The 16,202-nt window shown below is 42.1% G+C and carries 12 protein-coding genes; 1 reads left to right on the plus strand and 11 read right to left on the minus strand.

Annotation, left to right across the window (positions count from 1 at the left end; translation table 11 throughout):
• Positions 1-45: 45 nt before the first annotated feature.
• On the minus strand, positions 46-621 hold the full coding sequence (locus K7X70_RS08595) for a 5' nucleotidase, NT5C type (RefSeq protein ID WP_222536667.1): 576 nt from the start codon (positions 619-621) through the stop codon (positions 46-48).
• A gap of 91 nt (positions 622-712) precedes the next feature.
• Here K7X70_RS08595 and K7X70_RS08600 point away from each other — a divergent pair, with 91 nt between their 5' ends.
• Positions 713-1,462: a DeoR/GlpR family DNA-binding transcription regulator gene (locus tag K7X70_RS08600; protein ID WP_222536668.1), complete on the plus strand. Its 750-nt coding sequence runs from the start codon at positions 713-715 to the stop codon at positions 1,460-1,462.
• A 128-nt stretch (positions 1,463-1,590) separates the two neighbouring features.
• Here the strand turns inward: K7X70_RS08600 and K7X70_RS08605 are convergent, their stop codons facing one another.
• The 10 genes from K7X70_RS08605 to K7X70_RS08650 form a co-directional block, all read right to left on the minus strand.
• Entirely contained in the window at positions 1,591-3,216 is a 1,626-nt protein-coding gene (locus K7X70_RS08605; RefSeq protein WP_222536669.1) for an NADP-dependent glyceraldehyde-3-phosphate dehydrogenase, read from the minus strand.
• A gap of 33 nt (positions 3,217-3,249) precedes the next feature.
• Positions 3,250-4,617, minus strand: a complete 1,368-nt coding sequence (locus tag K7X70_RS08610) for an MFS transporter (protein WP_222536670.1) — start codon at positions 4,615-4,617, stop codon at positions 3,250-3,252.
• A 42-nt stretch (positions 4,618-4,659) separates the two neighbouring features.
• On the minus strand, positions 4,660-5,319 hold the full coding sequence (locus K7X70_RS08615) for a bifunctional 4-hydroxy-2-oxoglutarate aldolase/2-dehydro-3-deoxy-phosphogluconate aldolase (protein ID WP_222536671.1): 660 nt from the start codon (positions 5,317-5,319) through the stop codon (positions 4,660-4,662).
• Positions 5,320-5,422: 103 nt separating this feature from the next.
• A complete protein-coding gene (locus tag K7X70_RS08620; protein ID WP_222536672.1) occupies positions 5,423-6,451 on the minus strand; it encodes a PfkB family carbohydrate kinase in 1,029 nt (342 codons plus the stop codon).
• A 5-nt stretch (positions 6,452-6,456) separates the two neighbouring features.
• Complete coding sequence (gene uxaC, locus K7X70_RS08625) at positions 6,457-7,857, minus strand: glucuronate isomerase (protein ID WP_222536673.1); 1,401 nt, start codon at positions 7,855-7,857, stop codon at positions 6,457-6,459.
• Between the two features lie 26 nt (positions 7,858-7,883).
• Positions 7,884-9,536 carry a UxaA family hydrolase gene (locus K7X70_RS08630; RefSeq protein ID WP_222536674.1) on the minus strand — a complete coding sequence of 551 codons (1,653 nt, stop codon included), beginning with the start codon at positions 9,534-9,536 and terminating at the stop codon, positions 7,884-7,886.
• Positions 9,536-11,056 (minus strand): tagaturonate reductase, encoded by a 1,521-nt coding sequence (locus K7X70_RS08635; RefSeq protein ID WP_222536675.1) that lies wholly within the window; start codon positions 11,054-11,056, stop codon positions 9,536-9,538. The genes K7X70_RS08630 and K7X70_RS08635 overlap by 1 nt, the downstream gene beginning before the upstream one ends.
• 139 nt (positions 11,057-11,195) lie before the next feature.
• Positions 11,196-13,229, minus strand: coding sequence for an alpha/beta hydrolase family protein (locus K7X70_RS08640; RefSeq protein WP_222536676.1), 2,034 nt, complete (start codon positions 13,227-13,229; stop codon positions 11,196-11,198).
• Positions 13,211-14,251 (minus strand): pectate lyase, encoded by a 1,041-nt coding sequence (gene pelA / locus K7X70_RS08645; RefSeq protein ID WP_222536677.1) that lies wholly within the window; start codon positions 14,249-14,251, stop codon positions 13,211-13,213. The genes K7X70_RS08640 and pelA overlap by 19 nt, the downstream gene beginning before the upstream one ends.
• The gene (locus tag K7X70_RS08650) at positions 14,248-16,197 is read right to left on the minus strand and encodes a DUF4350 domain-containing protein (protein WP_222536678.1); all 1,950 of its coding nucleotides are present in this window, start codon (positions 16,195-16,197) and stop codon (positions 14,248-14,250) included. The genes pelA and K7X70_RS08650 overlap by 4 nt, the downstream gene beginning before the upstream one ends.
• Positions 16,198-16,202: the final 5 nt, after the last annotated feature.

A 16,202-nucleotide genomic window follows, 5' to 3' on the forward strand; every position in this document is an offset into this window, starting at 1 on the left:
AAAGAAACTAGAGTCTAGACTCATTTATGGCCTAAAAGAGTTAGATTAAACCGTTTCAATATTCACCAAGCGCTCCTCGCCTGATTTCTCTTGCTCAAAAAAAGCGAGAATTTCTGTCCAGCTTTTCGCTCTTACATGATGATGTTGGTTTACATTATGTGAAGCGTCGAACATAATTGCTTTTCCTTTACAAAAGTCCAGGTTTTTACAGTGGTCATCAATAAGGTAATCTGTAACCACCACACTCTTATCTCCACAGAAAATGATATTTCTCCAGTTGATGAAAGGGAAGTGTTCCGCTAACCACTCATGTTTTTCTGATAAACACTGTGGAAATTCCATTGCTGCAGAAACGATGTATACCTCGTAATCTTCCATCAACTTTTTCACTGCTTCCACTGCACCCTCCATTAACGGGATGGTTCTGAAAAACCCAGGAGTATTTACATACCTCCTGATTGCTCCTTTTTCAGGAAAACCCTCAGGCTCCAATACACCTAATCTTTCTGATCTAGGCACTCTCACACCATATTCTTTTTCATACCAGTCCATGAATTGCTCTTCTATATCTGCAAGAACACCATCCATGTCAATTCCTATTGTTTTTTTGATTTCGTTCATATACTATTGTAATATCTTGCAACAAATATAGCAATATTTTGCAACATATTGCATGATATTGCTCGAAATATTTACCTACATTTGCAATAATATGATAAAGGAAGAAAGATTACAGTTGATCATAGAGCACATTCGCAAAGAGAAAAAAGTGTTATTAGGTGACCTGAGCACTATACTGGGCGTTTCTGAGGACACCGTAAGGCGAGACATCAAGGAGCTTTCTGACCAGGGATTACTGAAAGCCGTTCGTGGAGGTGCCATTTCCAGGTCTCCTATCCCGCACCATTTTCGAGAACGCGAGCATTATGACATGAGCCATAAAGGTATAATCGCCGAAAAAGCAGTCAAACTGATCAAAAACGGACAAGTGGTATTATTTGACGCAGGAACTTCTGCATTGGCAATAGCAACGCTTCTGCCCCGGGATTTGCAAATCACAGTAATTACCAATAGTTTTCCGGTAGTAACCGTGTTAGAGGATCATCCTTGCATAGAAGTCATCTTTTTAGGCGGCAGATTAAACAAAACCTCTTTCTCTACCACAGGATTCGAAGTGATTCAAACGATCCGCGGCATACGTCCCGACCTTTGTTTTCTTGGAATTTGTAGCATAGACTTGATTTCTGGTGTAACCGGAATCAATTATGAGGATTGCCAGGTGAAAAAAGCAATGGTAGAAACTTCAAAAGAGATCGTAGCATTGGCCACTGTAGAAAAACTAGGGACTACAGAACCTTATTACATTACCAGCATGAGCGATATTGACATCATCATCACAGACATTGACCCTAATGATGAAAGTTTAAAAGCCTATAAAGAAGCCGGAATCAAATTGGAATAAAAAAATTCCATGATTCCGGCTAAAATGAGTTCAAAATTTAAAGCCAATGCAATTTTAAAGACTCGCTTTTAGAGTACATAGAGCGTTTTTATTCCAATCACATCATTTGTGCTTCATTAATAAATCTATTAAAACAGGTATTTTGTACTTAAAAAGTTTGAACTGTTACTGTCTACAATCTCGTTAATCAGGTGTTTATTATTTTCATTTAGTTTCGTAGCCACCAGGGAACGGATAGAAAATGACCTCAATGCATCCACTACGGAAAGGGTCCCTTCGGCACTATCCTTTCTCCCGGTAAATGGAAACACGTCTGGTCCACGCTGACACTGACAATTGATATTTACGCGACTCACCTGATTCACCAATGGATCAATCAGCGAGGCGATTTCTTCATTGTCATTACTGAAAATACTCACTTGCTGTCCGTGGGTAGATTCAATCAGGTACTCAATTGTTTCTTCCAAATCATCAAAAGGAACAACTGGGATAACTGGTCCAAATTGCTCTTCCGTATACAGTTTCATGTCTTTCGTAACCGGATACACAATTGCCGGGTATACAAAAGATTCGTTTACCGCTCCTCCGTTTTCATTGATCACTTTTGCACCATGGGCAATCGCATCAGCAATACATTCCTGCAGATAAGCCGGCTTATGAGGTTCTGGCAATGGCGTTAATGATACTGCATTTTCCCAAGGCATTCCAAACTTTAGCTGCCCAACAGCTACAGTCAGCTGTTTTAAAAACTCATCTGCCAGACTACGGTGTACAAATATGATTTTCAAAGCCGTACAACGCTGTCCGTTAAACGACAAAGAGCCTAATACGGTTTCCTGAACTGCCAGTTCAACATCTGCTTTAGCAGTAATGATCGCGGCATTCTTTGCATCTAAGCCCAAAATAGCACGTAAGCGGTTTACTTTGGGGTGGAGTTTTTTCAATTCATTGGCCACTTTACTAGAACCAATCAAAGTCAATACATTGATCTGACCAGATTTCATCAGGTCTGGGATAATCTTGTTCCCTCTGCCATAAATGGTATTTACCACTCCTTTCGGAAAACAATCACGAAAGGCCTCTAACAAGGGATAATGCAATAAAGTACCATGTTTAGGCGGTTTGAACAACAAGGTATTTCCCATGATCAAGGCCGGGATCAAAGTGGTAAAGGTTTCGTTCAAGGGATAATTAAACGGCCCCATACATAAAACAACGCCTAAGGGAGAACGTCTGATTTGCGCCACAATCCCCTGCTCAATGCTAAATCTGGACGATTGTCTGTCCAGGTCTTTTAAAGCATCAATAGTGGCATGAATATATTCTACGGTACGGTCAAACTCCTTCACAGAATCAGCATAAGACTTGCCGATTTCCCACATCAGGAGTTTAACAACGATTGCTTTCTTCTCTATAATACGGTGCGTAAATTTCTCTACACAATTGATCCGGTCAGCAACGCTCATGGTCGGCCACTCGCCTCTTCCATTATCGTACGCCTTCACAGCTGCTGCCAGCGCTGCTGCCGCTTCCTTTTCGCTACATAATGGGTAGGTTCCGATCACTTTACGCTTCAACCCCTCTGGGGTTTTGATGCAGATCGGTGATAAAACTTCATGTATTTCTCCATCCCATGCACGTAGTTCCCCATCGCTTAGATATTCGCGCTGGTGAACCTCTTCTGCCAATTTAAATTCCTCCGGAATTTGATGCTCCTCTACAAAAATAGTTTGGAGCCGGTCATTAAAATTCATAGTAATATAGTCGGTTAGGTAAGTAGTTCAAATTTATAAATCAGTGATCGGTGCATATTTAGGAACCAATGATTTCATCACGATCCAAGCCAATAAATAAGCTACAGCACAGATAGCAAACATAATTGTATAACCGGTTTGGGTATGCCCCAACAACTTATAATGGTCAAACAATGCACCACCTAGTTTAGACATCACCACTCCACCCATTCCCCCGGCCATACCGCCAATTCCAATCACTGAAGCAATACTTTTCTTAGGAAACATATCTGAAACTGTAGTGAAAATATTAGCGGACCATGCCTGATGCGCAGAAGCACCAATACCGATCAATACTACAGGAATCCAAAAGCTGTAATGCCCAAGTGGCTGTGCCAGCAATACCAACAGCGGGAATAACGCGATCACAAACATGGCGCGCATCCTGCCATCGTAAGGAGAATATCCTTTATTGATAAAATACATCGGGAACCAGCCACCACCAACGCTGCCAATCATGGTCATACTATACAATACAGTCAGTGGCAGCATAATGTCTGTTCCTTGTAAATTATACTGTACCTTAAGGTAAGAAGGTAGCCAAAACAAAAAGAACCACCATACGCCATCAGTCATAAATTTACCAAAAGCAAAGGCCCAGGTTTGTTTATAACCTAATAACTTAGTCCATGGCACTTTTTTTCCTTCGTCAATGACTTCTACGGGTGCTTCATCATTCTGGTCACTATTCACATAGGCCAGCTCATTCGCACACATTCTTTTCTGATTTTCAGGTTTTTCATAGAAAATACCCCAAAATGCAAGCCAAACAAATCCCACAGCACCAATGATTAAGAAAGCGGCTTCCCATCCCCAAACCGTAGCGATCCAAGGCACAGTTAGTGGTGCTAAAATTGCACCTACATTGGCACCAGAGTTGAATATACCCGTAGCAAATGAACGTTCTTTTTTAGGGAAATACTCAGCTGTAGCTTTGATAGCTGCCGGAAAATTTGCCGATTCTCCAAAAGCAAGAACCGCTCTCGCAATGATAAATCCGACTACAGAGACCGGCATTGCACCCAATCCAATCCAGGTGAGCACTGTAGTTGCCCCCTCTCCAATTGGAATGGCTACGGCATGCATAATTGCCCCGATAGACCAGATGATCAGGGCTACGGTATAGCCCCATTTCGTACCCAGTTTATCTACAAAACGCCCTGCAAAGAGCATTGAAATTGCATAAACGAATTGGAATGCAGCAGTTATATTGGCATAATCACTATTAGTCCAGTTAAATTCTTTCTCCAGCATGGGATGCAGGAGACTTAACACTTGTCGGTCAAGGTAATTGACTGTGGTTGCGAAAAACAGTAATGCACAGATTGTCCACCTGTAATTACTCATTTTAGTCTCTTTCATTATATTTGGTTTTTGGTTGGTTGTGGTTCGATTGTACGGGTATTATCTACCCGCTTTTACCAGTTCAATCGTTTTTCTGGTGAGATTCGCTAGTTCGTTATAGTTTTTGTTTTCTAAAATGTCTTTACTGATGAGTTTACTGCCCATTCCAACGGCACACACGCCTGATTTGAACCAGTTACTGATGTTGCTCTGCTCAATTTCAACACCACCTGTAGGAATGAACAATTGTCCTGGAAAAAGATCTCTAATGGCAGCCATATAGGATGGGCCAAGGATATTTGCAGGAAATAACTTAATCAATCCAGCACCCATTTGATGTGCAGTATTGATTTCCGTTGGTGTAAAGCAGCCAGGAACCCACAGCATACCTTGCTCATGAACCAGTTTTCCAACTTCTTCATTTACAATCGGAGAAACGATAAAATGGGCACCAGCAGCGAGAAATTCTTCTGCCTCTGCGATGGTTTTAATGGTTCCTATGCCTAGGTACAGGTCTTGCATTTCTGTTTTTAAAGCATCAATCAGGATTTTAAAATTCGGCAATGCAGCCGGCCCGCGATTGGTATACTCCAATACTCTGATTCCTGCTTTATATAAGGTTCTAATGATCTCCAGGCTCACCTGCGCATCTTCAAAGTAGAATAAAGGAAGGATTCCCTGATCTGTAATGGCCTTTAAAGAGTTTTCTTTCGTTTTCATTTCTATATCGTTTTGTATCGGTTCTTATGGTCTATTTCTATTGTAGTATTTTTGCATCTTTCCATTGTCCTATGATGCGCCCCATTTTATCCTGAGTGTTTCATTAAATGGCGGCTTCGTACATCTTAGCCACCTTAGGAATATCCTCCATTTTGGTAGTCGTAAAATCGGTATGGGTAAATAGCTTTGAAAAAGCCGCTCTGGTAGCAAAACCGAGTATTTCTTCTTTAGAATGCTCCTTGTAAAAACCGTAAATTAAGCCGGCCATAAAGCAATCGCCACTACCAATTTTTCCAATAATTCTTTCCGCACGGTATTCCTTAGAGACCAAATGTTCATCTGCAGTATGCAATGCGCAATAATACTTCACTCCAGATTCCTTAAAATCAAACCTGAAAGTATTGGCTACTGCAGTACACTTTGGAAAAGCGGCCATAATGGCCTGCGCGCTTTTTTTAGATTGCTCCAGGTAAGCTTCTTTGCGGTTTTCCTCTGCTAATCCAGGAGTTACCGGAATACCTAACATCTGCTCTGCTGCCCAGACATTGCCCATGATCAGGTTACAGTATTTAGCCAATGCAGGCATAACCTCTAACGGTTTTTTACCATACTGCCAGAGTTTACTTCTGAAATTCAGGTCTAGTGAGATCTGGATATTACGCTCGGAAGCAGCAATTAAAGCCTCTTCACAAACCGCAACAACCCCTTCATTTAATGCCGGACAAATTGCACTAAAATGCAGCCAGGAAACATCCTCCAATACCTTATCCCAATCAATAGTTCCTGTTTTCAGGCTAGAAAAGGAAGAATGGTTACGGTCATAGATCACTCCTGCATTTTTCAAATCCTTGCCATTAGGCAGGTAATACAAACCGATACGCTCGCCCGTATATTGCATCGGACTGGTATCAATGTTCAGCTTATTCAGGTAGTTCACCACCTGTTTACTCATAAAATTATCTGGCACTGCCGAAAGGTAGGACGAAGGGACGCCCCAAAGCGCTAGTGCAGCCGCAACATTTGCCTCCGCACCTCCTACATAAAAGGACAGGTTGTTTTCTTTGAGCCAGTTCCCATCCAAATCCGGAGATATTCTCAATAACAGTTCACCAAAGTTTAAAACCTTTCCCATATTTATTAAAAATTAAAGTATTCTTTTGCGTTATTATAGCAGATGTCCTGAATTATTTTCCCTAGCCATTCCTGATCATCAGGCAATTCGCCATTTTCTACATCATCCCCAAACAGATTGCATAAAATCCTTCTGAAATATTCATGACGTGGATAAGAAAGGAAGCTTCTGCTGTCGGTTAACATCCCTACAAATCGACTCAGTAAGCCCATATTTGATAAGGTATTTAATTGTTTGATCATGCCGTCCTTTTGATCTAAAAACCACCACCCAGAACCCCACTGCACTTTTCCAGCTACAGTACCGTCGTTGTAATTACCAATCATGGTGGCCATCAATTCGTTGTCCGCAGGATTCAAATTATACAGAATCGTTTTTGCCAGGCAATTTTCACGATCCAGTCTATTTAAGAATTTAGCCAGGGCTTTCCCTTGAGAAAAATCGCCTATTGAATCAAAGCCGGTATCTGGCCCCAACTGACTCAATAAACGATCATTATTATTTCTTAAAGCACCCAAATGATATTGTTGCACCCATCCTTTTTCATGATCCCATAATGCAAATTGAAACAGCAATGCTGATTTAAATTGCCCAATTTCAACAGGTGTAAGCGCAGATTGCTTTCTTATTTTCAAGTAAATTGCTTTGATTTCTTCCTCTGTGTAATCCTCAGCATAGATTTGCTCTAAACCATGATCAGAAACCGAACAGCCATTTTCTGCAAAATAATCGTGTCTTGACTTCAGAGCCGCCAGGTAAGCATCCAGGTCTTCCAGTGCGGCACCTGTTAAAACAGCCAGCTGGTCTATGTATTTATTTAACAAAGTCGTATCATCAGCATTCATCGCTTTATCAGGACGGAAAGCAGGCAGGACTTTAATGTCCAGCTGATCTCTTTTTATTTTCTGATGATACTCCAGTGAATCCAATGGATCATCCGTAGTACACAAGGCCTTTACATTCATTTTGCGCAATAAGTTCTGCACAGAATATTCAGGTGTTTGCAATTTAGCGGTACATTCTTCATAAATCCTTTCCGCATTTTCAGGAGAAAGTACTTCATGAATATCGAAGTAACGCTGTAATTCCAGGTGGGTCCAGTGATATAAAGGATTTCTTAGGGTATAAGGAACCGTTTCTGCCCATTTCTTGAACTTTTCGAGGTCGGTTGCCCCTCCAGTAATGTAATACTCATCAATGCCGTTAGCACGCATCGCACGCCACTTATAGTGGTCGCCATAAAGCCAGACCTGAGTAATATTTTCAAATATGAAATCGTTTGCAATCTGATCCGGCATTAAATGATTATGATAATCAATAATGGGCATCTGTTTTGCAAAGTTATGATACAGCGATTGCGCTGTTTTTGTCTGTAGTAAGAAGTTGCTATCTAAAAAGTTTTTCACAATAATATTTCTAAATGTATAAAATTTTATAAAGAAACGCCCCTTTTCCAGGGAATAAAATCATCTTGTCTATGACGTAAGGCACTCACCTCTACGTTTCCACTGGCTACTTCGATCACGTATTCTAAAATACGTATCCCTGCAGCTTCAATACTTTCATCACCATCGATGATAGAACCCGTATCCAGGTCAATAATGTCCCTCATTTTATCAAATAAGCGGGTATTACTCGCAATTTTCACTACTGGAGCGATGGGATTTCCGGTTGGCGTTCCCAAGCCTGTGGTGAATAAAACTACATTCGCACCCGATCCAACCTCAGCTGTAGTTGATTCAACATCATTGCCAGGCGTACATAAAAGGTTCAATCCAGGCTTTGTCACTTTTTCGGGATAGTCTAATACAGCGACCACCGGCGAAGTACCGCCCTTTTTTGCCGCACCAGCTGATTTAATGGCATCTGTAATCAATCCATCTTTAATATTTCCAGGAGAAGGGTTCATGTCAAATCCAGATCCTGCAGCAGTTGCTCTGCTGCTATAGGTAGTCATCAGGTCTGAAAAACGTGCCGCATCGTCACGGTTCATGCATCTGTCGCTTAAATTCTGCTCTACTCCACACAATTCAGGGAACTCTGCCAGAATTACTGAACCTCCCAGAGCCACTAATAAATCAGAGGTATAGCCAATTGCAGGGTTTGCAGAAATTCCAGAAAATCCATCTGAACCACCACATTCCAGTCCGATGCATAATTTACTCAAAGGTGCCGGTTTTCGAAAATTTTCATTCGCCTGAATTAAACCTGCAAACGTTTGCTTAATTGCCAGACTCAACAACTCAGATTCCTTGCCAATCGTCTGCTGATCCAGGATGTATAAAGGTTTGTCAAAATTGGCCACACGCCTTTGGATTTCCTCTTGTAGAATACTGACCTGGGCATTCTGGCAACCCAGACTTAAAATCGTTGCTCCAGCCACATTAGGATGTGTAATGTACCCCGCCAATAACCCACACAATGTCTGTGAATCTTGCCTCGTGCCCCCACAACCACCGGTATGGGTTAAAAACTTAATGCCATCTACATTCGGGAACAAACGGTTTGTCTTTTCTTTTTGCTCCGTATAACTCAACTGGGCGTTCAAAATATCGTCCAGACTTTTTCCTTCCTCATATAAAGAAATCAGCGCTTTGGCCTGCTGCTGATAAGTTTCGTTGCGACCATAGCCTAAATTATTCAACAAAGCCTCTTGAATGACCTCCAGATTTCTATTTTCACAGAAAACCATTGGGATCACTAACCAATAATTGGCAGTGCCTACCTGCCCGTCACTTCGGTGAAAACCATTAAATGTGCGGTCTTTCCAAGCCGATACATCCGGCTTATTCCATGATAAATGTGCTTCATTGGTTTCAAAACTGGTTGCTGCATGTTTGATATTGGTGGTGGTCAATAGAGAACCAGCCGGAATGTCAGTTTGGGCTTTACCCACCAACACGCCATACATGATCAATTCATCATTCGGTTTTAAATCCACCGTATTGAACTTATGTTTAGCAGCCACCTGGTCTTGTAACAGATAATCCACACCATCATAGCTCAATGTCTCGCCCTGCAACAGGTCTGTTAACGCCACTAGCACATTATCCTTTGGATGAACCTTTAATATTCTTTGCTTCATTAATTGCTTTGTAAATGTTTTTCTGATTGCTGTAATGCTTCCTTCATTCCTGAAGTTAAAATCAGTTGATATTGTTCTGTTATTGTTTCTTTCAAACCCGGTAACCCAGACAAATCTGCTCCCCATAACCCGGCATCCGCCAATACCTGCTGCACATACTCTTCCTGTGGCAACCTGCTTTTTTCATGGAAATAAGCGACTTGGTCATCAGTAATCTGATATTCTCTACCTTGATAAGCCCCAAAGTACTGTCCATTTGAAGAAGCCCTGCTTACCCGCATAAATACCAGATATGCAGCAAAACCAAGGGCAATATTTGTCGGAACCTGATGGTACTTCTTATAGTAATTCAGCAATACCGGAATCACACGGATCTTGATTTTCATCGTGTACTGGAAGGTAATATTGATCCAGGAATGTGCAATAAAAGGATTTGCAAAACGATCAATTACACTATCCGCGAAAGCAGCAGACAACGCTACAGCCACCTCATAAGGAATTGCAGGGGCAATTTCTTTTTGCATCACCTTGGTAATGTATCTTTTTAAAGGTGCCTCTGTCATCGCTTCAGCCACTGTTGGAATGCCAGAAAGAAAAGCAATTGCCGCTGCAAGGGTATGCGATCCGTTTAACAGCCGAACTTTCAACTCTCTGTAAATCTCAATATCAGGTTTTACAATAATCCCTTCATCAACTCCTGTTAAGCCAAGCAGTCTTTCTACTTTTGGCCCTCCTTCAATTGCCCAGAGGCGATAAGGTTCGGCCATAATCAACAGCTGATCGGTATAACCCAACTCCTCTTCCAATTCTTTCAATACCACAGCATCAGGTTTTCCGGGCACAATTCTGTCTACCAATGAATTACAAAAATGTATATGTTGTTTCAACCAAGCCACAAATTCAACTCCCAAACCCTGGTACTCAGCCAATTCAAAAACGATCGCTTCCAGCTTTTTTCCGTTATCGGGAATCAATTCTGTGGCAATGACCACCAAATCATATTCATCAGTTTCGCTTGCTAAAGCTTTAAATCTCGTGTACAGTACCGCCAGCAATTTCGCCGGAAATGAACTGGGCGAACCTTGCTGAACAGCCTCCTTAACCAGCTGTATCCCAACCTCAGTTGTATTAGAAACGATCAACCTTAAATCTTTGCTAACCGCTATAGCTAAAATACGCTCCCAATCTTTATCTGCTGTTAACACACGGCTGATCGCTGAAGAAACAATATTTTCCTTTATTTTCTCTCCTTTTTCAATTCCTCGGACACATATCGTGTACAAACTATCTTGCTTGGTAAAAGCACTGGTATCTCCCTTGCTGGTCGATTTTACCACCGCAATCCTACCATTAAAAGCACCAATAAGATTTGCTTTATTGATAAAATAATCTGGGAGGCCACGTAATAGTACGCCAGTTCCAAATTGTAAGACCCTTTCAGGAAGGTTAAAATGCCTTTGATCAGGAACGATTAGCTTCGCTGATCCCATACCATTTAAGGTGTTTTTGGATAGTATCATCTGTTAAATTACATTCGGTTAGAAACAATTCTACATAATAATTATAAGGAATGATCGGCTTGACTGGAAATTATTTGCGCAATCGTTATCGGGAACGTTATCGTGCAAAATATATCAGGCTATTTCATCAGAAAGGGCTTTATTTAAAGAAATTCAGGGGTATTGGCGACAACCAGCGGATCAGATCCGGAAGGTCATAATACGCGAGCACACCCGGAATCAGTTCGCTATATCCGTCCTTTTGTAAGGGATTTTGTAACCTGCTGAGGTAAGAAGGTGTACCTTGGTATAAATCGAGCTGAACAATAGCAGGTTCCAGAAAGGCAGCATGCATTGCCGGAACATTCAACAAGCCATTACTGCGAATCATTATTTTTTTAGCCGCAAATGATTCTTTTATAGCTTCGCCGCCAGAAGCCCCCGCTTCATTCGCAAAATATGGATTGGTTTTAATAAACTCAACTAAGCAAAGTAAATCATAAACCCGTTGTCCAGCTAGCGGCTTTCCAATGTGCAAGGCAAACATTGCATTTCTGTATTCTTTGTTCTGATATTTAGGGTCATTTAAACCAGCTTTATCTTTGGTTTCCCCCATCCCTCTCAAATCCGGCAGGACCAATGCACAGCCCTGATCCAGGTACTGCTTTAATGAAACAGTATCCATAGCCAGACTCTCTTTACCAGCCTCAGCTGTCCAGATTAAAACTTGTTTAACCTGACCGGTCGGCTTTAACAAGAGGAAAGGCAAAGGGATTTCCCCCGGAGTCCTGAGGATCACTTTATAAAACTTTAATCCATTCTGCCACAAAGAGTCAACCACAAATGACTCTACTTTTAATTTACCAGCAGGCAAAGCCAATAATTGTTTGATTTTGTTGCGCCTAACCCTCTGATCCTGGTTGGAAAAAGCAGTTCTTTGCGGGGCTAAATCCTGGTATAAAGAAAGATGGTAGTCTGCCAAACTTCGTTCATTAGGATAGATAGACTGCAGTAATCCCTTCGGACTAACGAATAATTTCTCTGCTGGCAGCACCTCCATATCTCCTTCCTTTACCGGACTGGAATCCTTATAAAAATGCTGACGAAACCAAGTCACAGCAGCCTCCCTTTTAGGTTGAGATAAACCATGACCATCTGCATAGCTAAACAGCGACAAGTCGTCCTGAGCACCCAAATCCAAATAGACCTGTCTAAGGTCCCTATAAGACTCCAGCGTTCCCTGATAGTCAATAAAATCGTATTCCCCAGCCAATACCAACAAGGGTTTCGGTGCTGCCGCAATCAGATAATCGCTCATTTCCAATTGGGCTTCGCCCTCCCCAGGTATTTGTGCGCAGCCGTCTGCAGGCCCAGTCATGGCTAAGGTACGCGCTCTGCTACCCAGATAACTACAGGGAGCAAGTACTTTTACACGCGCGTCCATAGCTGCAAAATAGATCACCTGCATCCCTCCACCACTATTTCCTATACAGCCAATCCTGGAAGGATCTACTTCTTTTCTTGTACAGAGGTAATCGAGTCCCCGCATATTGTCGAAAAGCTCATATACAGCCACTGAACTTCCTAAAAGATTGGCAGATTGATTGAGCAGCGTATGCTCTGTTGTTCCTCCTTTAGTTTGAGGCTTACCTCCTTCATCCAGCAGTTGATGCCTTTCCGACTGTGAAATCGGGTCTATCACAAAAACAACAAAACCATTCTTTGCAAAAAGAATGGCAGCTTGCTGATAAGACGGTGTCGCCTTTCCGGCATCTTCATGTCCACAAAACATCAACACTGTCGGGAAAGGCCCTTTACCTGCTGGCAGGTAAAGATTTGCAGTCACATGATGGTTCCTGAAACTTTCGTAAATGATCTTTTCAATCCGATAACCAGGCTGTAATATAGTTCCTGAAATCTTCGGATTTAACGCCGATTTAAGAGGAAATCCTTTGATTACCGCATCAATACCAGCCCTCACTTTGGCCTGATAACGGAGTGTGGCGTCCCTGGATCCCTTAGCAGCATTCAACATGCTGCTCCTCGCTTCATATTGAGCGGTCATTTTCCCAATGAGGTAAGTATTTAAACTGGCCTCTCCCTTCCAATCCAGCACATCAAAGGGCTTTTGAGCACAACTGATTGCCATAGCAAAAAGGAACAGGCCAACCGTACTTAAAGCTTTTTTAACCATGCCGGGTATTTCTTATCTATCAGACTTTCAGGCCATTTGCCATACCAGGCGTAACCTGTACGTCTTTCCACTTCAATCTCTGCGAGTGTCTTTTTAGGAATACTTTCCCTGCCCATGAAAATAGGTGTATTATTTGTAATCTCATAAAACCTAGCCCAGATCACACTCGAAGCATCAGGTTTCAACACTCGGTCCTTACCTCCAACTTGATTAGGATCTTTGATGAAAACAAAATCATAACCTGTAATCTTAGACTTTTGAAACCAGTCTACAGCAGATTTTATAGACGTTACAACTGCAGCAGAAGGATTTTTCTGGCGCATTAAAAATTCTACAATATACACAGATTCCATACCACTCAATGAAATCGGCTCAAATGCACGGGCCTGGGCTGGTTTTAAAGTATGCTGATCATATTGTGCACACCATACGGTTAACTTTCCATCCTGTAGCACCTGTGTCTTCAAAATGCAGGAAATCCCCTTATCAATGGCTGCCAGGGCGCGCTTACGTTCTGCTTCCGGCAATACTTCAAAACACTCTTTTCCCTCTGCCAGATCCTGCATGACATTCAACACATTCACCATCGCATTGTCGTTATAGGTGATTTGAGCACGGTATAAATGATGATCTGGGAAATATTGAGGCCAGCCGCCATTTTCATATTGTGCCTTAAATAGGTAATTGATACCCTTTTTTACCGCAGCAAGGTAAGCTGGATTTCGGGTATTCGCATAGGCTTTCACTAAGTACCGCAGCTCTTTTGTAGTTGCTTTATTGTCAATAGTCGCATCATCATGTAAAGAATCCGCTTTAATCTCCAGTCGAAGCTTCGTAGAAATCGGCTGGTCATAATCAATTGGCACCTTTCCAACAGCTTTTGGCCATCCGCCCACACTACGCTGATAAACCAACATCTTTTCTGCAGTACTATCCAGCTGTAAAGCTGACCCGCTGAGGTTCTGCGCCACTGCGCAAGAACTCAGCAAAGCAGGTAAAAGAGCGAATATTAATCTTTTCATTTTGTTAAGTTAGAAGGTAACTGCTGACTAAGCCATTGAACCAGGTCTGTTGCTGCAGCAAAATTATCATAGTCGGCTGGCAATTTCCGACCGTCTACATACTCATTATACAACCAGGGATCGCCAATTACGAAGACCGTCCCTTTGCCATACTTAGAGATCGCAATGACATTATTCCCGGCACTATCCTTGACAATCGCTACTGCAGGACTACTTAATGAAAGACTACTAAACTCCTTCACAAACAACTGCTTTGAATTCTTGAAGATAGAATTTCTTGCAGGAATATCGATCCTAGCAGTTTCATATTCGTTCTTATTTACCCGCCCTTTACTATCCTTATTGAACTGTATACCGAAAGGTTTAGCCAGTTGATTAAAATGATCCAATTCCGTATTTCCAGTATCATTCGCCATCAGCACCAATAAGCCCCCTGCTTTCACCCAGGCAGTCAGGTCTTTGATATGATTTACCTCAATATAGTTCGGCTTTGGGCTTTCTTTCTCTGTATCTGGGTCAACAATAATGTATACTGCAGCATCGCTGAGGTTTTTTAAGGTTGGTCCTTCATCCAACTCTTTAGTTTTGAAACCATTCCTTTCAAAGATACCACCCCACATAGAAAAGCCCCCATTTGCCCGTTCTGCCCATTTATAATGCCAGGACAGGTCATTTCCACTTTGGTCTTTCTTGATTTCATGGTTAAAGTAATTGTCGAGCAACACCGTTTTTCCTTGACCAGGTTTTGCTGATGCTGCCCACTCCATTTCATTCGCAGCTAGTAAAAATGCGCCAACACCTTTAGGATCATTGGTGATGACCGGCTCGCTCATGTAATAAGCAAAACTGCCATCACGGTAAGGTTTGCCGCCTAAACCGGAAACACTAACGGTACCTTTCAGGTTTACCCTGTCTGCGGAAACCTGCTCCACGAATACCTTACCCATACCGCGATAAGCCTTCTCTGCAACAGCAAGATATATGTTAGACAAATCACCAGTCCTTACCCCCTTAGCCAGGCTATACACAAACATTGCCGAAGCAGAAGCTTCCGGATAGTTTCCTTTCGCATTCGGTTTGTCTAATATATCATACCAGAGTCCGCTTTTAGGATCCTGATATTTTTTGATCGCTACGGCTGTCCTGTTTAAAATCGCCTGAAGTTCTTTTCGTTTTGGATGGTCCTTAGGGAAATATTCCAAGGCATCTACTAAAGCCATAGCATACCAACCCATTGCCCTTCCCCAGAAATTAGGCGATTGTCCCGTCACCGGATTTGCCCATTTCTGTTCTTTAGATTCATCCCATCCATGATATAGTAAACCAGTTTTCGGATCTTTACTATATTTCTCCATCAGAATGAACTGATTCGCAATGTCGTCAAAAGCAGCCTGATCACCTACTAAAGCGGCATATTCCGCATAAAAAGGCTGCCCCATGTACAAGCCATCCAGCCACATCTGACTAGGATAAATCTTTTTATGCCAGAAACCGCCTTCTTTGGTTCTAGGATGACCCTTTAGCTGCTCCCTTAATGCGGTAGCCGCTTTAAAATATTTCACCTGACCGGTTACTTTGTATAAAGTCAGCAGCGACCGACCATTCTTGATATTGTCAATATTATAATCCTGTGGCTTATAGCGTTGAATCACTCCGTCTTTTGTCACAAAAAAGTCCATGCTTTTCTGCATATATTTGAAATATTCGCCTTTTCCGGTTCTTTTCCAAAGCCCATCAATTCCTTCCAAGATTACCCCTTGGTCATAAGCCCATTTTACAGGCTTAGGCTGCTCAGGATTAAGGTTCAGTGAATCTGCCCATATTTCCATTACTGTAGCCGCCATACGCGCTGAGAGCGGCTTATTCGCCTGCGCATTGGCTACAGGAGCATAGCTTGCCTGCAGGAGCAGCACAGCAGCCGCAGTATTTATCCAGGTTATTTTCATTTTAT

It is taken from the genome of Pedobacter polysacchareus (assembly GCF_019802255.1).
In the GTDB taxonomy this organism is placed as follows: Bacteria; Bacteroidota; Bacteroidia; order Sphingobacteriales; family Sphingobacteriaceae; genus Pedobacter; species Pedobacter polysacchareus.